The sequence below is a fragment of the Cupriavidus sp. WGlv3 genome (genome assembly GCF_023952475.1).
Classification (GTDB): domain Bacteria; phylum Pseudomonadota; class Gammaproteobacteria; order Burkholderiales; family Burkholderiaceae; genus Cupriavidus; species Cupriavidus phytorum.
In genome coordinates this window covers 108,080-127,944 of the sequence record NZ_JALHRX010000012.1, presented here as the reverse complement: position 1 = coordinate 127,944, position 19,865 = coordinate 108,080, and the positions used below count along the sequence as shown (strand labels likewise).

Genomic DNA, 19,865 nt, shown 5'->3' with positions numbered 1-19,865 from the left:
ACAGACCGGGCCAGCCGCCGCCGGCATGGCGCACATTCCCAGTACGCGGCAGGAGACCACATCATGCAAGCAGCGGTTCACCCCGTCGACCAGATCCTGCCGGCACGCGCCATGGCGTCGCTAGGCTTCCAGCACATGCTGGTCAGTTATCTCGGCGCCATTGCGGTGCCGATGATCGTCGCCGGCGCACTCAAGATGACGCCGGCGCAGACCACCATGCTGATCAGCACCGCGCTGTTCACCTCCGGCATCGCCACGCTGCTGCAGACCGTGGGCTTCTGGAAGTTCGGCGTGCGCCTGCCGCTGATGCAGGGCGTGGCGTTCAGCTCCGTAGGCCCGGTCATCGCCATCGGCACCGATCCCACGCTGGGCTTCAACGGCGTCTGCGGCGCCATCATCGCCGCTGGCGTGATCGCGATGTTCCTGGCGCCCGTGATCGGCAAGCTCAAGCGCTTTTTCCCGCCGGTGGTGAGCGGCTGCACCATCACCGCCGTGGGCCTGTCGCTGTTCCCGGTTTCGTTTCACTGGTTTGGAGGCGGAAGGGGCGCGCCGGATTTCGGCGCGCCCATCTTTTTCCTGGTCGCCTTCGGCGTGGTGGCACTGATCCTGCTGATCAACCGGCACGGCGGCGAACTGGTGCGCAACCTGTCGGTCGTGATCGGCCTGCTGGCCGGCGGCGCGGTGGCGTGGATGCTGGGCATGGGCAGCTTCGACGAGGTCGCGCGCGCGCCGTGGTTCACCATGGTGACGCCGTTCGCGTTCGGCATGCCCACCTTCAACATCGGCGCCATCACCACCATGGTGATCGTGATGGTGGTGCAGATGGTCGAATCGATGGGCCTGTTCGTTGCCGTCGGCGACATCGTCAAGCGCCCGCTGACCGAGCGCGACGCCACCCGCGGCCTGCGCGCCAACGGCCTGGCCAGCGCCATCGGCGGCATGTTCGCGGCGTTCCCGTACATCGCCTTCATGGAGAACGTGGGGCTGGTGATCGTCACCGGCGTGCGCAGCCGCTGGGTGGTCGCCACCTGCGGCGTGATGCTGTGCGCGGTGGCGCTGGTGCCCAAGATCGGCGCGCTGTTTGCCTCGATCCCGGCCGCAGCGCTGGGCGGCGCCACCATGGTGATGTTCGGCGTGGTCGTCGCCGCCGGCATCAAGACGCTGGGCGAGGTGGAGTACGAGCGCAACCCAAACAACCTCTCCATCGTTTCCATCACGCTCGGCTGCGCGATGATGCCGGTGATGCTGCCCGGCATGCTGGAAAAGCTGCCCGGCTTCCTGCAGCCCTTCGTCCACAGCAGCGTGATCATCGCCTGCGTGGTTTCCGTGGTCCTCAACCTGATTCTCAACGGCCTGCCAGCCCGTGAAGCCGACGAGCTGCCCGCCAGTGCCGACAACGTCCAAGGGGTCTGACAACATGGTGCACAACACCAACGCCACCAACGCCACCAACGCGCCGGCCGGCGCCCTGCTGATCCGCAACGCCGCCGCCGTGATGACCGGCCGCGCCGGCACTGCGGCACGTGCCGGCGCCGCCGACATCCGCATCCGCGACGGCCGCATCGCCGAGATCGGCACCAGCCTGCCCCACCACGACGGCGAAGCCGTGCTCGACGCCAGCGGCTGCGTCGTCTATCCCGGCTGGGTCAACACCCACCATCATTTGTTCCAGAACCTGCTGAAGGCCGTGCCCAGCGGCATGAACGTCGGGCTGGAGCAATGGCTCGCGGCCGTCGCCTACCCGCGCCTGGCGCGCTTCACGCCCGAGATTTTCCGCACCGCGGTGCGGCTGGGCATGGCGGAGCTGCTGCTGTCCGGCACCACCACGTGCGCCGACCACCACTACCTGTATCACCACGGCCACGGCGCGGAAACCGGCGACGTGCTGTTCGAGGTGGCCGAAGAACTCGGCATGCGCCTGGTGCTGTGCCGCGGCGGCGCGATCCAGTCCGCCTCCGATCATCCCGGCATGCGCGCCACCGCGCTGGTGCCCGAGACGCTGGACGAAATGCTCGCCGATATCGAACGCCTGAAAGCGCGCTACCACGACGCCGCCCCCGACGGCCTGCGCCGCGTGGTGGTGGCCCCGACCACCCCCACCTTCTCGCTGCCGCCCGCCCTGCTGCGCGAACTCGCCGCCTTTGGCCGCGGCATGGACCTGCGCCTGCACTCGCACCTGTCCGAGACCGACAACTACGTCAGGTTCTGCCGCGAGAAATACCAGTGCACGCCGGTCCAGTTCGTCGCCGACCACGACTGGCTGGGACCCGACGTCTGGTTCGCGCACCTCGTCACCGTCAACCCGGAAGAGATCCGCATGCTGGCTGTGACCAACACCGGCATGGCGCATTGCCCGGTCAGCAATGCACGACTCGGCAGCGGCATCGCGCCGGTGCGCGCGATGGCGGATGCGGGCGTGCCGATTTCACTCGGCGTCGATGGCGTCGCTTCCAACGAGTCGGGCAGCATGGTGCATGAGGCCAACTTCGCCTGGCTGGTCCACCGCGCCCTCGGCGGCGCTGCGCAAACGCGAGTCGAGGAGGTGATTCATTGGGGCACTGCCGGTGGCGGCCAGGTTCTGGGGCTGCCCGGTATCGGCACCCTTGCGCCGGGACAATCGGCGGATCTGGCGATTTATGACGTCAGCGGGCTGCGGTTCCATGGGTTCCATGACATCGGTACCGCGCCGGTCGCGGCTGGCGAGCCGACGCCTGTGCGTGATGTGCTGGTGCGGGGGCGGCAGGTGGTGCGGGATGGGGCGGTGGTGGGGCTGGACTTGGAGAAGCTGAGGCGGGAGGCGCGGGAGGCGTTGGTGTCGCTTGTGGATTAAGGCCTACCGACTGTCTTGTCTGGGTGCTGGATCAGGTACGAACCGCATTGACCGGATGATGGCCAGCACGTCGGGCAGTGCATGCTCCGAGCGTTTCAAAATCGGCTTGCCGCGCGTCTCGGCAATCTCGCGCGGGTCGAATCCAACGACGATCCCGCCATTCATCGTCACGATCGTACGCGTTTCATCACCTAGACAAAAATGGAGGTCACGGCTACGTGGTGTCGCTACAGCTGTTGCAGTAGCGATGGCGGCATCGGAGTAATACCACGGGTTGAGCCCGGTGAGGTCGCGCTGCTGAGTATCCCGGATCATCATCGGGTCGGACTCCCGGCGTTGACTCATCAGCTCCGGACAGAGATTTTTAGCGCTCCCCGGCTGGCAACTGACAAGCATTGATAGCGCGCTTTCGTTCCTTTTTGGAAAGTAGCTTCCATGTCGAAAGGTACCCCACGAATCGTCCGAGGGTGTTACCCGGGCAGTTCCTCCTGCCTTGGCGACAAATTCCAGCGCACAGTCTTTCATTGGAAGGACGTATCGTTGCATCCCTTTAGGTGTGAGTCCGTCACCTCTCATTCCATGCGCCCCCACATTCACGCTCACGAGCGAGAAGGCTGTCGCCGTGCCTAAAACTGCAAACACCGCTAGAATTCGTTCCCTCACCGCTTCCATTCATAATCCTCCGGCTTGAACTGCACGATGCCCGCCCTATCGGGGAAGGTAGGATAGTCGAACAACAATACCTGGGCATAAGCGTATGCATGGTATCGATCTACAAGGCCATTCAACTGCGGATTTTTCCGACTCAGGTGGCCTGGCAGATTGACGATGCAGGATGCACGGCGGAAAGAGGCATTCTCGTAAAAAACAAAGGCATCCTGCCTCCTTAGCTGACTGCTGAAATGGACACTGAATGCATGGCGATAATTTGGCTTTATTGTGTCCAATTCTTCATTCGCTCGATTCTTGAGCCAGTAGTGCCCAGCGCTATCAGCTGCACTATAAGCATCCACAGCCACATCTTCGCGCCAATTCACAATATTGCCTGCCAAGGTCAGTTCAGCGCCGTGTAGCGGTACGTTGCTGCGTAGTTGTTTCGCTCTCCCGTATGTTGCGCGTAGTGCAGCGTCCATGGCAGCGTCGATGTTACGACCTCGGAATTTCCAGTATTCCAGATAGTTGGGCGTATGTGTCAGCTGCAGGAATCCACGACCGAACCATGGCGAGTACCAGTAACGCGAGCCGCCCTTCTCTTCCAGAGTGCTGAACCAAACGGTTTCTTGAACGGAATTTCCAAGGAATGCAGCTAGCCTGGCACGGGTCGTTATGCCATATTTCCGCCAGGCAGTATTCAAACGGTCCTTATGGCTCCGTGCAAGAACACCTGCGTCCCTTGTTGCGGCTTCATACACAATCTTGTCCGGAATTCCCGATCCAATGCCACGCAACATCCTCGCCGGCACAGCCTGCCTGAGCTCACCAACACTAAGCCACAGCGCCCGACGCATATGATGGATGAACTGCAGCGGATTGAAATGCCATACCGCACGAGGCAGCCCTGTGTGCTGCCAGAACGCGAGCTTCTGCGCCTGTTCCTTGAATCGCTGCCAACTATCCTCCGACACCAACGGCATGCCCGGTTCCCGCAGACGCGCAAAACGTGCGTCCAAGTCTGAGATATCCCATTCAGTGGGATGCTTGACGACCAGATGACGCAGCGCCGCCTTACCCGCATCGCCGTTCCCACTCAGCATCTGTAGCGTCGCCGGTTCGTCGACGATGGCATCTGCCGGGGTCAGCATTGCGCCTTCTTCGACCTTCTTCCATCCCAGCCAATGTGGGAAGTCCGCGTCAGACAGCCGCACGATGCCGGCTTGCGATAGGTCTATATAGCCCACCGAGCTGGGCGCATAGTGCACCAATTGCCAATTGTCGGTGTGGCGGCTGCGCTCTTCGCTCAGCACACGCCCGAAGGTAAGCCACTCCAGGCCGGCGCTTGGGTTGTCTGGATACAGCGCCTCCGCGAGAGCCAGCATGGCGTAGCCATAACCCGGCTGTTCGACCCGGCCGAGTTCGCGGTACTGCCCCTGCGCGGTACGTATGCGTGCGATTGTTATACGCTTGTCCTTGTCCAGGCGGACGCTGACGTAGAGCTGTTGCCCCGTATTGCTCCCGGCTGTGCCAGCCGGAAACATCAGGTTGCCATCCTTGTCCGCTGTCCGCCATACCCCGTTGCCCTTGGGCAAGCGCGGATGCGCCGCTACGAATGACTTGCCTTCTGGGATAACGAAGTGGACGTCGCCGTAGATATCGGCGCTGCCATTTTCCGTGATGCGGCCGCTGTCGCGGAAAAAGCCCGCCAGTGCCTCGTCGGTGCAGAAGATTTCGAAATGGAAGCCACTTCGCCCGGTCTGATGCTGGCTTCCCGGATAGCCCAGTATGTCGCGCCGGTAGATCTTGGCATTCTTTGGATCGTCCGGGACCCGCGCGTCCGGACTGGTACGGGTTCGATAGCACGCCGGCAGCGTGTCGGTACGGCCGTGCAAATGCTCGGCGGCGGCAAGGTTCATGTACAGCGAATAAAACACCACTGGCGTGGCGGCGCCTGTCTCGGTCTCATGGCGCAGCAGTACGAAACTGGTGTCATAGGGCCGACCTTCATAGGTTTCTGTCTTCGGCGCCAGCCGGTAGGCCACGATGGTGCCATCTGCAATTGCACGAACCGGCGTGGCCGAATTGGCACCGATATGCAGACCGCCGTGCCAACAGTACGTGTTGCCGATCATGCGCGCCGGATACGCGCCCTTCGGGTCGTCTGACTCGGCCAGCAGGCGGGCCAACCATGCGTCCTCCGATTCCTCCATGGCGTTGCCTGCCGGCGGCATTGTAAGAATGGGATAGCTGATGATCATGGCGTGATTCGGCTCAGGAGTATGGGAAGGAACCGGGTATCTCCCATGGAGTCGCAGGGGCCAGTGGGAGCGGGTAGTCATGGCGGATGCTTGCCTCAAACTTCCTCTGCGCCGCCTTATAGGTAATCGGCCCCGGACATTCGAAGGTGATATTGCCGCCCTCGATGGTGATGGACGCCCCGCCAGCCGTGGCAATGCGAATCCGCTTGGCCGCGGCAAAGTCCACATTCATGTTGGCCGACACAATGGTCAGGTCCTCCCGCGCCGCCAGCTTCAGCAAATCGTGCTGCGCCTGGAGATCGATATCGCCCTGACCTGCTGTCAGTTGCAGGCCGACGTTGCCTTCACCGGCCGAAGACAGTCCTGCGGCCACGCCAATAGCCTGCCCCGCATGCACACGCGCCTGACCTGCGACGGCGACGTTATTGTCCTGGCCGCTGGCCATCACGACGCTTTCCCCACTGGCGATTTGCAAGTCCTGGCCCGCCACCATAGCCACGCCAGCCCTGCCGTTGAGCTGGACTATCGGCTCGCTTTGGTGCGGCACCTTTCCCGGCGTGCCGGTATTGCCGCCAGCCGCATCCGCCCTTGCCGCTTCGAGCGATTGCCCATCGACCATGCCAGCTGCCGCTTTGGCTTGCTTCGCCAGCGGCGAATCGACACCCTTGCCGGTCGACAGAGCCTGGCTTTGATGCGTAGTCGCGCCATCGCTCAGCGTCCTGACCAGATCGCCGGCCTGCCGCAACAGTGCGATGCCAGCGGCGTTGTCCCCCGTCGGAAGCACGCGCCCCGTGACGGCATCGCGATAGGTCGTCAGCAGCAGCCCGGCTTGGCCGCGCACCGCGGCGTAGCCATCGGTGCGCAGTTCGAACCCCTGCCCGCGGAAGCTGCCGCGGCGGTTGTCCTGCTGGTGAATTACGTGGCCGAGGTTGAGCTGGGTCGCTTGTTCCGTCGTGGCGAGTTGTGTCCGCAGCTGGTCATCGGAGTCATCGAACACCAGCTGGTTGTAGCCCTTGCCGCCGTGCTCCTGGCTCTTGAACCCGGTCAGCGCGGCGTCGTTGCGATGGCCGTCCGGGTCCGCACCCATGCCGTGCCATGCCGGACTGTTGCCGCCGGCCAGGTTGCCCTGCGCGCTCGGCTGGCTGTCGGAGCCCATCGCGTAGATGCCGCTGGCGTCATAGGGCTGGAAGAAGGTGGTGGCGGCCATGGACCTGCCGCCCGGCGTGGGGGCGATGCCGGCTTCGCCCTGCCCGTTGTATAGCGCCCCGATCACGAACGGCTGGTCGATGTCGTTGTCCGTGAACTTGACCAGCACCTCCTGGCCGATACGCGGCAGCCATTGCCAGCCCATGCCGGCGCCGGCTTGCCGTTGCGCGACGCGGATCCAGCGGCTGCTGCGGTCGTCGGCGCGCTCGCCACGCTGCCAGGGGAAGCGCACGCGGATTTGCCCGCGTGGGCTGACGTGGTGTTCGGCGTTGCCATCGGCCTGGGTCTGGCCGTCCGGGCCGACCACGATTGCGGTATGGGCACCAAGCGGGGTAGCTAGGCTATAGAGGCGCGGACAATCGCCCTCCAGCACAGCGGCGCGCCATGGGCGGCGCGCTTCGAACGCTCGGAAAAGTGCCGCATAACCGTGTTCCCGTGCGGCCGTCCGCAGGGATTCGGTCGGTACCAGCCGCTCGGCTGCGTCGTCGAAGAAGCTGTTCATCAGGCCGGCGGTGGTTGCCACGGCGTCTGGAGCCGGTGGCGGCGTGTCGAAACACAACGCCGCTTCCAGCGGTCCGATTCGGTCGGCAACCGCGGCGCGAGTTTCCACAGCGAGATTGTTGATGGCGCAATGCTCCACCGCATCGAGCAGCAGCGGATACCCCGCCGTATCGTCCGGTTGGGGCGGCAGGTGTGGGCAGCCGGTGACGGCCAGGCGAGTGCCGCTGCGCAGCGTGCGTACCGATGCGCTGCCGGTGAACACCAGCGCGCGGACCTCGATCGCTTCCATCACCTGTTCGGCGACGCGCTGCGCGCTGGCCGTGTCCGGCGCCAGCGACAGGCTCACTGAAAAATAGGGATCCGGACTCACGGCACGGCCGGAAAAGACGCCGTAGCGCGAGGGCGCATGCCCACGGATCGCGCGCTTGGTTTCGGGGTCCCAGGCGCTCACTGCCACGCCGCCCACTGCAGCACGCGTCTCCCAGATCAACTGCTGGATGGCATCGACCGATTCCTGGCTATGCGCGCGGTGGTAGCGGATACCGCCGCCGGCCGCGGATTCGGAGTCTTCTGGCAATTGCGCGCCGTCGGCAAAGATCACCACGGCATGGCCGAAGGGTGCTTCGTCGTCTTCCACCACGGTATATCCGAGACCGGCTTCGGCCAGCAGGCGCGACAAGAATTGGTAGTCGGTCTCGCGGAATTGCGCGATGTGGTCGCGTTCACCGAACGCGGCGATGCGGGCTTCGGCACCGGCGGCGTAACGCCAGTGCGCATACGGCGCATAGTCCTGAAGAACGGCTTCGATGATGCTGTCGAGCGTGCGGTTCTGGAACACCTGACTGTGGCGCTGCTGCGTGGTCAGCCACAGCCAAGGGATCACGGTCAGGCGATAGCGCGCGAGGCCGCCGTCGGCACCAAGCTTCTCGGCCTGCCGGATCAGGCCGGTGCGGCGTGACTGGCCACCGCCGGCGAGCGTGGTCAGCAGCGTGATGCGCTGCCCCATCAGACTGTCCAGCGCGATGTCGGCATTGGCGCTGACCGCCACGATGCGCCATTCGAACAGCGCCGAGATGGCTTCGCGGCCGACCCAGGCTTCGACGGCCAATTCGCCCAGTGCGCCATCACCCTCCACGGCATACAGGCGATGGGTAGAGGAAAGGAGATGTTGGTAGAGGCGTGCAGGATCCATTTACCGATGCGTCAAACCGCCTTGTTGTTCAGACGCGCTATGTCGATCTCGCGCAAAGCAATCGGCTGCTATTTGTGCGCCTGCGTCTAACGGAAATCAACGGAGGAATGCCGATTCGAAGCGCGACCTTCATCTCGATCAAATACCCCGGAGTTTTTCCCTTCAACGGGACGAGCTTTCGCTTCGGATGCGCTCTTAGGTATTCGGCTATTTGCTAACGTGCGAGCCTCGGGCAGGATGCGGCGTCCGTATAGGAATGCGAACTGTCTTATCGCGCCGCGTGCCGCGCCGCGAGAGACTGGGGCTGTCATCGAACAACGGTGACCGAGTGTGGAAACTCGATGTCTCAACCGAACGGTCGTCCATGACGACCGTTCTTGCCTATACGTGCAAGCCACCCATGGCGGGCCGGATGAGGCAGCCGAAAGGCTGACCGGCAATAGTTGTGACACCGGTTTCCACCCTCGTCGTCAGGCCACCCGCCGCCCTCCTCTTGCGTCGCGCGGCGGACCTTCATGCAACGATTGGAGGTCCTATGTCGGAAATCGATCTATCTACGGCGCGGTACAGTCTCTTGGCGGTGGCAGCAGGCATTGATGGGGTACTTGCCTTGCTGGAGCAGCAGAGTGAATGGTGGGAAGGCGGCTTTGCGGCGTTTTGCCTGTTGGGGTTGGTGAAGGCGCAACTGGAGCGAGTGCTGGAGGACGAGTTGCCGGACTCCTGATGCAGACCGCTTGCCGGGCGTTGCGGTTAAGCGCCTCTCCTCTTGCTTGTTATCTCCCTATCCCGCAAGCCGAAGAGGGAGATAACAGGCACCAGCCAACGTAAAGTCCAATTACAAAAACCCGATCGAAAACCACGGCACCAACGTCAACAGCACCAGCGCCACGAACAGCGCCGCCATATGCGGCCACACCCGTGGCATCGCCACGTCCGGCGACACGCGCCCGATGGCGCAGGCGGCATAGAACCCCACGCCGAACGGTGGCGCGAACAAGCCCAGCCCCATGGCGAAGATCACGACCATGGCATAGTGCACCTCGTGCACGCCGACCATCTTGGCAATCGGGAACAGCAACGGCCCGAACAGCACGATGGCGGGAATGCCTTCGAGCAGGCTGCCCAGGATCACGAAAGCCAGCGCCGACACCAGCAGGAAGCCGGTCTTGCCGCCCGGCACGGCGGACATGATGTTGACCAGGTCCTGCGCAAACCCGGACTGCGTCAGCGCCCACGCCATGGTGGTGGCACAACCCACGATCAGCAGGATCGCGCCGGACAGCACCGCGGTATCGACCAGGATCGGATACATGCGCCGGAGGTCGAACTGACGGTACATCAGCACGCCGGCCAGCAGCGCGTAGAAGATGCCGATGGTCGATACCTCCGTGGCAGTGGCCACGCCCTCCACCACGGCGGTACGGATGATGACCGGCAGTGCCAGCGCCGGCAGTGCCACCATCAGCAATTTCAGCAATGCGCGGCCGGATGGGCGCGGCACGTTTCGCATGTCTTCCTTGCGCGTCTGCCACCAGACCACCAGCGCCATCATCGCCAGTCCGACCAGCGCCGGCATCAGTCCGCCGATGAACAGCGAGGTGATCGACACGCCCGTGACGGAACCGACCGTGATCAGCACGATGCTGGGCGGAATTGTCTCCGACATTGCGCCGGACGCCGACAGCAGGCCGATCAGTTCGCCATCCTTGGCGCCACGCTGCTTCATCTCCGGGAACAGCGCCGGCGCGACCGCCGCCATATCGGCCGTCTTCGACCCGGAGATGCCCGAGACGATATACATCGCGCCGAGCAGCACGTACTGCAGTCCGCCGCGCAGATGGCCGAGCAGTCCCGCCAGGAACTGGATCATCGCGCGGGCCAGGCCCGTCATTTCGATCAGGCCGCCCAGAAAGATAAACAGCGGCACCGCGAGCAGTATCAGGTGCGACATGCCCTCCTGCATCCGATTCGGGATGATGGACAGCGGCGTGGCCGTGGACAACGCCAGATAGCAGAGCGTGGACAGGCCGAAGGCAAAGGCAATGGGCACGCCGATGGCCACACAGCCAACCAGCATCAGCAGGAAGAAGATCACCAGGTTGGCATTGCCCAGCCCCATCAGCACAGGCGAGAGCAGCCATAACGCGCCGGCACCGAGCCCGACCAGCACTCCGCCGATGGCCGCCTGCGTGCGGCTCGCGCGCTCGAACAGGCGGATCACGGCGGTGACGAGCATCAGCACGGTGCCGGCCAGCACCGCCGCCGCGCGCCAGGCTTCGCTGACCTCCAGCGTCGGCGTCAGCACCTCCACATGTTCGGCCAGGTGTTCCCACGCCGGCGGCACCAGCAGCAATAGAAATGCCACCACCATCCACATGCCGCAGGCGTCCACCCACGCGCGCCGCCGCGGCGTCAGCCTGTTGACGAAGGTGGTGAGCTGCATATGCGCACTGCGCTGCAGGGCGATGATGGCGCCGAGCATTGCCAGCCACAGGAACAGGATGCCGGCAAGCTCCTCGGTCCACGGCAGCGGCGCATGCAGGGCATAGCGTGCGAAGGCGCCGCCCCCCAGGATCAGCGTCTCCGCGACGACGATCAGCGCGGCCGGCACTTCCACCACGCAGGCCAGGATGCGTCCCCAGCGCGCGCTGGCGGGCGGTGGCGTACCGTCGGTGCGGGCGCTGCGGGCGGCATGGGCCGATACCAGTGGATCGGCGGCGTGCTCCATCATGATCTCCTCCTCTTGCATATCGGCGTGACGGCGCCTGGCCTCAGACCAGCGGTCCGGTGTATTTTTCGAGCATCTCCCAGGCCTCGTCCCCAAACTTCCGGCGCCACTCGGCGTAGAAACCCGCCTCCCCCAGCAGCTTGCGGAACGGCGCCGGATCCGGGCGGTTGAAGGCGATGCCAAGCCGGGTCATCTCCGCCTGCGCATCGACGTCGACCCGTGCGATGTCCTCGCGCTGCTTCAGCGCCGCGGCGGCGAAGCGCGTCGTCAGCGAAGCCTGCACCTCGCGCGGCAGTGACTGGAATTTTTTGGCATTGCCGAAGATGAAGTGGCCGTCCCAGGTATGCGCAGTCATCGAGCAGAACTTTTGCACTTCATACAGCTTGCCGCTGCGGATCAGCGACAGGGGCGTCTCCTGTCCATCCACCACGCGCGTCTGCAGCGCCGAATAGAGATCGGCGAAGGGAATCACCGTCGGCGCCGCGCCCAGCATCCGGAACATCGACACCCACAACGGGATCGCCGGCACGCGGATCTTGAATCCCTTCAGGTCCGCCGGCGTGTTCACCGGCCGGGTAGCGGAGGTGATATTGCGATAGCCGTTGTCCAGGCACTTCTCGAACACGTGCAGGTTCACCTTGCCCAGCGCGTTGCGCACATAGGCCCCCAGTCCGCCATCCATCGCGGCCCACACCGTGGTGTAGTCCTTGAAGGCAAAGGCCACGCCGTTGATGCTGGCGGCCGGCACGCGTGTCTGCAAATTGGTGCTGGCGGTCGACATGAAGTCGATGGCGCCGGCGAGGACCTGGGACACCATGTCAGGCTCGCTGCCAAGCTGACTGTTGGGGTAGACCTGCAGGTCCACCTTGCCGCCGGTGTCCCGGCGAATGGCCTCGGCGGCCTCCCTGATGCGCAGCGTGCCGGGATGGTCCGCGGGAAAGGCCGTGCCATACCTGAGCTTGATCGTGGCGTTCTGGGCGAACGCTTTGCGCCCGGGCAAGGCCAGCGCCAGTCCGCTGGCAGCGAGTGCGCCGAACTGCCGGCGAGTCAGCCGATTAACCATGATGTGCTTGTCTCCTGTTGTTCAAGTTGTCGCCGTGAAGGACATGAGTGCCGCGGCGCCGCGCTCGCGCAGCACCCTCAGGTGTGCGGCCAGCCGCAGCTGGAACTGCTTGGGCCACGGTGCCTCGCCAAAGACGGCACCATGCGCCAGGGCCTGGCGTATGGCGTCCGTATCGCCGTGCGCGCCGCGCAACGCCGCGGCAAGCGGCGCAGCACCGGGATCGCAGGCGGCCAGCGGCCCGCCGTGCTCGTTGGTGTCGCAGCGCAAATAGTGGAGCCACAGCGCCAGCGCGCGCTCGAGGCATGGCCGCTCGACGCCGGCGGCGAGGCTTTCGCGCAAAGCCGGCAGCCAGCGCACTGGTACCTTCTGCGTACCATCCGTTGCGATCTGCGCGGTGTGATGCGCGATGGCGCCGTTGCGCAGGCGGCACAGCAGCGCATTGCCGTAGCGGGCGGTGTCATACCCCGGCGGGGCGGCAAGGGTGGCGTGCAGGTCCGCCATCACCCCGCGCGCGAATGTGCCAAGGACCGTATCGGCCAGCGCCGCGGCCACGGTTTCGATGCCGCGCAACTGTGCGGCATAGGCGATCGCCGAATGGGTGCCGTTCAGCATGCGCAGTTTCATGGCCTGAAGCGGCCGCACATCGCCCGTCAGCAGCGCACCGCCTGATTCCCAGGCGGGCCGCGGTCCGGCAAAGCGGTCTTCGATCACCCACTGCGTGAACGGCTCGCAGACAATGGCGGCTTCATCGCGCAAGCCCACGCGCTGCTGCGCAAAGGTCAGTGACGCCGGCGTGGCGGCAGGCACGATGCGGTCAACCATGGTGTTGGGCAGTGCGACCTCGTCGCGGATACGCCGCGCCAGCGCGGGGTCCACCTGCGATGCAAACTGCATCAGCAGCCTGCGCAATGTGTCGCCGTTGTCGGCCATGTTGTCGCAGCAGACAATGCTCAGCGGCGCGCCGGCCGGCCGGCGGCGTATCCCGGCCGCCAGCACGCCGAGGGTGCTGCGCGGCGCGCCGGGGTGGGCCAGGTCGTGCCGGATGTCCGGATGCTGGAGGTCGAGGTCGGACGTCGATGGATGCCGGTAGTAGCCCTTTTCAGTGACGGTGCAGGTCACGACCGACGCCGCGGGATCGGCAATGGCGCCGGTCACCTGTTCCAGTGCATGCGGTGCATAGAGGGCCTGCACCAGGGCGCCAACGATGCGCGCCGCTGCCTCGCTCCCTTGGCGCTCGATGACCGCGTACAGGAAATCCTGTGCGGCCAGCGCGCGCGCCATGTGCGGATCCCGCAAGCTGACGCCGACTATGCCCCAGCGCCGGTCACCATCCCGTAGTGCTGCCTCGGTGTACAGCGCCTGGTGGGCGCGGTGGAAAGCGCCCAGGCCCAGATGCACCACGCCGCGCGACAAGCGGCTGCGATCGTATCCGGGCTGGCGCACCTCAGCCCGGGCGCGGCAACAAGTGCGTTGCGTCAGCCTCATGGGCAGTACCTCGGGGGGTCAGTCGTCAGCAGCATCGTGCGTGCATCCGGCGTTGTCTTCGATGCGAAGAAGTTTGCACGCAGCCGTGGTGTCCAACGTGCGGTGCTTTCGCGATTCACTACGGCAAACGCTGCATTTGATTGCGGAATCGGCCGTACTCCGCCGCATTCGGCCCGCAGTACTCTGGCCGCATCCACACCGATGCCGGCGTTACGCAAACAGGCGGCGCCATCGGGCTAAGACAACGACGATCCGGCCGGAGACACCCTTTGAAGATCGAACAGATAAAAACCATCGTCACCTGCCCGGGGCGCAACTTCGTGACGGTCAAGGTGGTCACCGATGCGGGCGTGTACGGACTGGGCGACGCCACGCTCAACGGCCGCGAACTGGCGGTGCGCGCGTACCTGGACGAGCATGTGATCCCGTGCCTGATCGGCCGCGATCCGCGCAGAATCGAGGACATCTGGCAATACCTTTACCGCGGCGCCTATTGGCGGCGCGGGCCGGTCACGATGACCGCGATCGCCGCCATCGACATGGCGCTGTGGGACATCCTGGGCAAGCTGGCCGGCATGCCGGTGTTCCAGCTGCTGGGCGGGCGCAGCCGCCATGGCTTGACGGTGTACGGCCACGCCAATGGGCGCGACCATGCAGAAGCCGTCGACGCGGTGCATCGCCATATCGAGCAAGGCTACAAAGCGATCCGCGTGCAGTCGGGCGTGCCTGGCTTGTCCAAAGTGTATGGCGTCGGCACCCAACCCGGCCACTATGAGCCGGCGCAGAAGGGCCTGCCGCCGGAAGAGCCCTGGGACACCTCGCTGTACCTGCGCCACACGCCGGAACTGTTCCGCAAGGTGCGCGAGGCCGTCGGCTTCGGCCCGCATCTGCTGCACGATGCGCACCACCGGCTGACACCGATCGAAGCGGCCAGCCTCGGCAAGGCGCTGGAGCCCTTCAGCCTGTTCTGGCTGGAAGACGCAACTCCGGCGGAGAACCAGGAGGCATTCCGGCTGATCCGCCAGCACACCACCACCCCGCTTGCGGCCGGCGAAATCTTCAATTCCTTGTGGGACTGCAAGGACCTGATCGGCCATCAGCTGATCGACTACATCCGCACCACCATCGTCCACGCCGGCGGCATCACGCATGTGCGTCGCATCGCGGACTTCGCCGCGATCCACCAGGTCCGAACCGGCTTTCACGGCGCGACCGATTTGTCACCGATATGCATGGCGGCGGCGGTCAACTTCGGGCTGTGGGCGCCGAACTTCGGCATCCAGGAACTGATGCCGCATGGCCCACTGATCGACGAGGTGTTTCCGCACAACTACCGGCTGGAGGATGGCCACCTGGTAATGGACGACGTGCCCGGCCTTGGCGTCGATATCGACGAGGCGCTGGCGGCCCGGTATCCGTACGAGCGCGCCTACCTGCCGGTGGCGCGGCTGCGCGATGGCGCGATGTGGAACTGGTAGCGGCCAGCGCGAGTTGACCGGAACAAGGAGCAAGCATGCTTAGCATCGTGGTCGAGCAACCGCACCGCATGGTGGTGCGCGAGCGGCCCAACCCATGCCCTGCCGAGGGCGAGGTGCGCGTGCGCGTCCGCCTCGCCGGCATCTGCGGTTCGGACCTGCATATCTTCCAGGGCAAGAATCCGTTCGCGACGTATCCGCGCGTGATCGGGCATGAGTTCGTCGGTCATATCGATGCGGTCGGCGCTGGCGTCGGCGCTGACCGCATCGGTGAGCGCGTGGTGGTGGATCCGGTGATCAGTTGCGGCCAGTGCCATGCCTGCCGCATCGGCCGGCACAATGTCTGCCAGCGGCTCCAGGTGATAGGCGTGCACCGCGATGGCGGCTTCAGCCAATTCGCATGCGTGCCGGCACGTAACGCCTACACGGTGCCCGACAGCATGTCGACCGCCAGTGCCGCGGTGATCGAGCCGTTTGCCGTGGCCGCCAACGCCACCCACCGAACCGGCGTGCTGCCCTCCGACGTGGCGTTGATTTTCGGTGCCGGGCCGGTCGGCCTTAACCTGCTACAGGTATTGAAGCGTGTGTATGGCGTACGCACCTTCATCACCGATCATGTCGATGAACGGCTGGCCCTGGCGCGCGGCTGCGGCGCGGAAGTGGACGAGATCATCAACACCGCGCGCGAGCCGCTTGCCCGCGCCCTCGAACGGCGCGGCGTGGCGGGCGGGCCGACTTTGATCTACGACGCGGTCTGCCATCCCGCCATCCTCGGGGAAGCCGTGGCGATGGCCGCGCCGGCGGGCCGCATCGGCGTGCTTGGGTTTTCCGCCACGCCGTCGGCCGTGCCGCAGCAGGCGCTGACCAGCAAGGAACTGACCTTGTACGCGTCGCGCCTGAATTGCGCGATGTTTCCCACCGTGATCGACTGGATCGCGCGCGGGCTGGTAGACCCGGGCCGTATCGTTACGCACCAGATCAACTTCCGCGACGTGGCCGGCGCCTTCGACCTCGCCGAAAGCCATCCGCGCGCCTGCTGCAAGGTGCTGCTCGACCTGGGCGAGGACGCGTGACATGCGTGCAACCTTCGACATCGTCGCGCTCGGCGAGCCCATGGTCGAGTTCAACCACGCCGGCCCGCGCGATTCGCGCACCTATGTGCAGGGCTTTGGCGGCGATACCTCCAACGCCATCATCGCCGCGGCCCGCCAGGGTGCGCGGTGCGCCTACCTGACCAGGGTGGGTGACGATGATTTCGGCCGCATGTGCCTGTACCTGCTGCGCACCGAGCACGTCGACACCAGCGGCGTGGTCATCGACCCATCGGCACCTACCGGCCTCTACTTCGTCCATCACGGGCCGGAGGGCCACGCCTTCACCTATCGGCGCGCGGGTTCCGCCGCGAGCCGGCTGCAACCCGCGGACCTGCCCGTCGCATTGCTGGAGCGGTCCGCGTGGCTCCACGTTTCCGGAATCAGCCAGGCCATCAGCACCTCGGCCGCGCGTACCGTGCGCGAGGCCATCCGCATCGCCCGCCAGGCGGGCACCAAGGTGTCCTACGATCCCAACCTGCGCCTCAAGCTCTGGCCCCTCGAGCGCGCCCGCGGCGTCATCCTCGCTACCCTTTCCCTGTGCGACCTGTTCCTGCCCAGCCTTGACGACGTGCGCCAGCTTGCCGGCATCGACGATCCCGAAGGCATCGTCGACTGGTGCCACCGGATGGGCGCACCGCATGTGGTCTTGAAGCTGGGCAGCCAGGGCTGCCTGGTATCCGCCGGCGGACAGCTGACCGCGGTGGCGCCCTTCCGGGTCGACGCGGTCGACGCGACCGGCGCAGGCGACTGCTTCGACGGCACTTATCTCGCGCGGCTGGTAGCCGGGGATGACGCTGTGTCCGCTGCGCGATGGGCGGCGGTGGCGGCCGCCCTCGCCACCACGGGCCAAGGCGCCGTGGCCCCCCTGCCAGGCGTGCAAGCCGTCTGGAATGCGCTGAAAGCGCAAGCCTGAAGGTGGCGACACCGCGACATTCACCCTGAGCGCGACCCCGCTCGCGAACGAAATCCGTCGATTCAGCCCATGGGCCTGGAACGACGCCTGGTGGTGGCCTATACCTGTCGCATGCCAACCTTCCTGATGACGAGGTATCCCATGCACCACGCCTTCCCGCCCAACGACCCCAACGCCATGGCTTACTGGCGCGCGCGCCGCATGGTGCGCGCCTTGCGCGGCTGGTATATCCACCTGCTGGTCTACGCCGTGGTCAATGCGTGGCTGTGGTTCCGCTTCTTCTACTTCCCGTCGCCGCCGTGGTCGCATTACGCCACCACCGGCTGGCCGTGGCCACTGACCACCACGCTGGCCTGGGGCCTGGGACTGGCGTTGCACGGATTGCTGGTCTGGACGCGGCTGTCGCGCCGAGGCCGCGACTGGGAACAGCGCAAAATCCAGGAGTTCATGGACCGGCACTAGTCGGATCCCCGGCCGCCGGCGCACGGCGCCGGCCGGCTTACATCTGCCGGAACCGATGCATGTAGGCGCGCGACACCGGCAGTTCGGCATCGCAATCTCGCATCCTGACAAAGAGCCGGCCCGACTCGTCGCGCCGCGTGCCGGCCACGTACTCCATATTGACGATGGACGAGCGGTGGATCTGCCAGAACACCTCCGGGTCCAGGCCGGCCATCAGTTCCGCCAGCGGCGTGCGGATCAGGTGCTCGCCATCCCGGGTATGCACCACCACGTACTTGTCGTCGCTCTGGAAGTACATCACCTCCTGGATCGGCACGTGGCTGGTAGTATTGCCGCGGCTGGCACGGACCCACCGCAACTGGCCGCCGCCTTCCGTGCGCGGCTGGGCACGCGTCAGCTGGTTCAGCAGTTGTGCCAGTTCGGGCAGGGGCGCCGCTTCCTGCAGTGCCTTGCGCAACCGCTCGATGGTGCGGCCGAGCCGTTCCTCGCTGACTGGCTTGACCAGGTAGTCCACCGCCGCGCGTTCGAAGGCATCGAGCGCAAATTCGTCATAGGCCGTGACGAATACCAGCCGCGTATCGGTTTCGATGCCCTGCGCCACTTCCAGTCCGGACAGGCCAGGCATCTTGATATCGAGGAAGGCGACGTTCGGCGACAACCGTGCGATGGCCTCGGCGGCCTCGATGCCGTTGGTCGCCTCGGCAACGATCTGCAACTCCGGCCACAAGCGCTGCAGCTTGCCGCGCAGGTACGCACGCAGGTGTTCTTCGTCATCGGCGATCAGGGCGGTTGCCGTCATCGGGCGTCTCCGGTTCAGGATGCAGGCGGAAGCGGCAGATCGATCAGCACCGCGGTGCCCGGCGAGCGCTCTTCGATCCTGACGTGGGCATCGCCGTCATACAGCACCGCCAGCCGTTCGCGCAGATTCGACAGGCCGACCCCGGCACCCGCCGACGGCCGGAACCCCATGCCATCGTCCTCGATCGTCGCCAGCAGGCGCGCGCCGCGCCGCTCCAGCCGGACCAGCAGCCGCCCGCCTTCGATCTTCGGCTCCAGGCCATGCTTGATCGCATTCTCGACCACGGGCTGCAGCAGCATCGGCGCCAGCGGCATCGCTTCGAGTTCCGCGTCGACATCTACCGTGTAATGCAGCCGCTCGCCCATGCGGATGCGGATCAGCGCCAGATAATCGCGCAGCAGCTTCGCCTCCTGCGCCACCGTGCCTTGCGTCGCGCGGCTGGCGGCGAGCGAGGCGCGCAGGTAGGCGATGAAATGCTCCAGCATCATCGTGGCCCTCTGCGGCGCGGGCTCGATCAGGCTGACCACGTTGGCCAGCGTATTGAACAGGAAGTGCGGCTCGATCTGGGCCTGCAGCAGCTTCATGCGGGCCTCGACCAACTGCTTCTCCGTCGACAGCGTGCGCACCTGTTCCTGCGCCATGTACTCGGCAATCTTGCGCTCTTCCCACCGCCGTCCCAGCAGGCCCACACGGCCCCAGGTCATGATGCCGTGCACCGCCAGGCCGATGCCCCAACCCATCAGCGGACCACCGGCCCAGGGCCGGTGCGACGGGCCCATCAGATGGAAGCCGATCAGCATCGCGTTCACCACCACGTAGACCATGGCGTGCAGATAGAAGAAGCGCAACGCGCGCACGCGGTGGCGGGCTTCTTCATAGGCACGCTGCTCGGGGGCGGCGCGCCAGAGGCGGGAATGGGGGAAAGGCACGGGTGGTGGTTGGGGCGGCAATTGGGCGCAGGTTACCACCGCGCCAAGGGGGCTGATATGCGGGTGCCGGGAATCGACGGGATCGCGGCGTGAAACGACGGGAATCAGGCGTCGGTGGCGGCCCGTAGCTGGCCGGCTTCGCGATCTTCCGATCGTGGAAGCGCTCCAATTTGCCAGTAATGCCGAAATGGCCACTGTTTCGGTTTTGTGCCTACAATGGCCGCATAACAAGCCTGCCTGACCGCCGTCGCCCCGGGTCCGCGACACAAGCAGCGG

At 65.4% G+C, this 19,865-nt stretch carries 15 protein-coding genes; 7 read left to right on the top strand and 8 right to left on the bottom strand.

Features of this window, described 5'->3' with window-relative positions:
- Nucleotides 1-63: 63 nt before the first annotated feature.
- Nucleotides 64-1,413 carry a nucleobase:cation symporter-2 family protein gene (locus MKD38_RS20090; RefSeq protein WP_252679326.1) on the top strand — a complete coding sequence of 450 codons (1,350 nt, stop codon included), beginning with the start codon at nucleotides 64-66 and terminating at the stop codon, nucleotides 1,411-1,413.
- Nucleotides 1,414-1,417: 4 nt separating this feature from the next.
- Nucleotides 1,418-2,830, top strand: a complete 1,413-nt coding sequence (locus tag MKD38_RS20085; RefSeq protein WP_252679324.1) for an amidohydrolase family protein — start codon at nucleotides 1,418-1,420, stop codon at nucleotides 2,828-2,830.
- Nucleotides 2,831-2,833: 3 nt separating this feature from the next.
- Here MKD38_RS20085 and MKD38_RS20080 read toward each other — a convergent pair whose 3' ends face one another.
- Genes MKD38_RS20080 through MKD38_RS20070 form a run of 3 tightly spaced genes read right to left on the bottom strand, consistent with a single transcriptional unit; the run spans nucleotide 2,834 to nucleotide 8,641 of the window.
- Nucleotides 2,834-3,502, bottom strand: coding sequence for a hypothetical protein (locus MKD38_RS20080; RefSeq protein ID WP_252679322.1), 669 nt, complete (start codon nucleotides 3,500-3,502; stop codon nucleotides 2,834-2,836).
- Nucleotides 3,490-5,742, bottom strand: a complete 2,253-nt coding sequence (locus tag MKD38_RS20075; RefSeq protein ID WP_252679319.1) for a M23 family metallopeptidase — start codon at nucleotides 5,740-5,742, stop codon at nucleotides 3,490-3,492. Before MKD38_RS20075 ends, MKD38_RS20080 begins: the two co-directional genes overlap by 13 nt.
- Before the next feature lie 13 nt (nucleotides 5,743-5,755).
- Nucleotides 5,756-8,641 carry a type VI secretion system Vgr family protein gene (locus MKD38_RS20070; RefSeq protein ID WP_252679318.1) on the bottom strand — a complete coding sequence of 962 codons (2,886 nt, stop codon included), beginning with the start codon at nucleotides 8,639-8,641 and terminating at the stop codon, nucleotides 5,756-5,758.
- A gap of 535 nt (nucleotides 8,642-9,176) precedes the next feature.
- Here MKD38_RS20070 and MKD38_RS20065 point away from each other — a divergent pair.
- Nucleotides 9,177-9,365 carry a DUF1484 family protein gene (locus MKD38_RS20065; protein WP_252679317.1) on the top strand — a complete coding sequence of 63 codons (189 nt, stop codon included), beginning with the start codon at nucleotides 9,177-9,179 and terminating at the stop codon, nucleotides 9,363-9,365.
- A gap of 111 nt (nucleotides 9,366-9,476) precedes the next feature.
- Here MKD38_RS20065 and MKD38_RS20060 read toward each other — a convergent pair whose 3' ends face one another.
- The 3 genes from MKD38_RS20060 to MKD38_RS20050 are packed head-to-tail and all read right to left on the bottom strand — an operon-like array spanning nucleotide 9,477 to nucleotide 13,917.
- Entirely contained in the window at nucleotides 9,477-11,369 is a 1,893-nt protein-coding gene (locus MKD38_RS20060; RefSeq protein ID WP_252679454.1) for a TRAP transporter large permease, read from the bottom strand.
- Between the two features lie 43 nt (nucleotides 11,370-11,412).
- On the bottom strand, nucleotides 11,413-12,432 hold the full coding sequence (locus MKD38_RS20055) for a TRAP transporter substrate-binding protein (RefSeq protein WP_252679315.1): 1,020 nt from the start codon (nucleotides 12,430-12,432) through the stop codon (nucleotides 11,413-11,415).
- 21 nt (nucleotides 12,433-12,453) lie between these two features.
- Nucleotides 12,454-13,917: a mannitol dehydrogenase family protein gene (locus tag MKD38_RS20050; RefSeq protein WP_252679313.1), complete on the bottom strand. Its 1,464-nt coding sequence runs from the start codon at nucleotides 13,915-13,917 to the stop codon at nucleotides 12,454-12,456.
- A 269-nt stretch (nucleotides 13,918-14,186) separates the two neighbouring features.
- On the opposite strand from MKD38_RS20050, the gene manD reads away from it, so the two are divergent.
- From manD to MKD38_RS20030, 4 genes are all read left to right on the top strand, one after another.
- Nucleotides 14,187-15,395 carry a D-mannonate dehydratase ManD gene (manD, locus tag MKD38_RS20045; RefSeq protein ID WP_252679311.1) on the top strand — a complete coding sequence of 403 codons (1,209 nt, stop codon included), beginning with the start codon at nucleotides 14,187-14,189 and terminating at the stop codon, nucleotides 15,393-15,395.
- A 35-nt stretch (nucleotides 15,396-15,430) separates the two neighbouring features.
- A complete protein-coding gene (locus MKD38_RS20040; RefSeq protein ID WP_252679307.1) occupies nucleotides 15,431-16,465 on the top strand; it encodes a Zn-dependent oxidoreductase in 1,035 nt (344 codons plus the stop codon).
- A gap of 1 nt (nucleotide 16,466) precedes the next feature.
- Complete coding sequence (locus tag MKD38_RS20035) at nucleotides 16,467-17,399, top strand: sugar kinase (RefSeq protein ID WP_252679304.1); 933 nt, start codon at nucleotides 16,467-16,469, stop codon at nucleotides 17,397-17,399.
- 141 nt (nucleotides 17,400-17,540) lie between these two features.
- A complete protein-coding gene (locus tag MKD38_RS20030; protein ID WP_025585803.1) occupies nucleotides 17,541-17,861 on the top strand; it encodes a 2TM domain-containing protein in 321 nt (106 codons plus the stop codon).
- Between the two features lie 37 nt (nucleotides 17,862-17,898).
- On the opposite strand, the gene MKD38_RS20025 is transcribed toward MKD38_RS20030, so the two are convergent.
- Both MKD38_RS20025 and MKD38_RS20020 read right to left on the bottom strand, forming a co-directional pair.
- Nucleotides 17,899-18,660 (bottom strand): LytR/AlgR family response regulator transcription factor, encoded by a 762-nt coding sequence (locus MKD38_RS20025; protein ID WP_252679302.1) that lies wholly within the window; start codon nucleotides 18,658-18,660, stop codon nucleotides 17,899-17,901.
- Between the two features lie 14 nt (nucleotides 18,661-18,674).
- Nucleotides 18,675-19,589: a sensor histidine kinase gene (locus MKD38_RS20020; RefSeq protein WP_252679299.1), complete on the bottom strand. Its 915-nt coding sequence runs from the start codon at nucleotides 19,587-19,589 to the stop codon at nucleotides 18,675-18,677.
- Nucleotides 19,590-19,865: the final 276 nt, after the last annotated feature.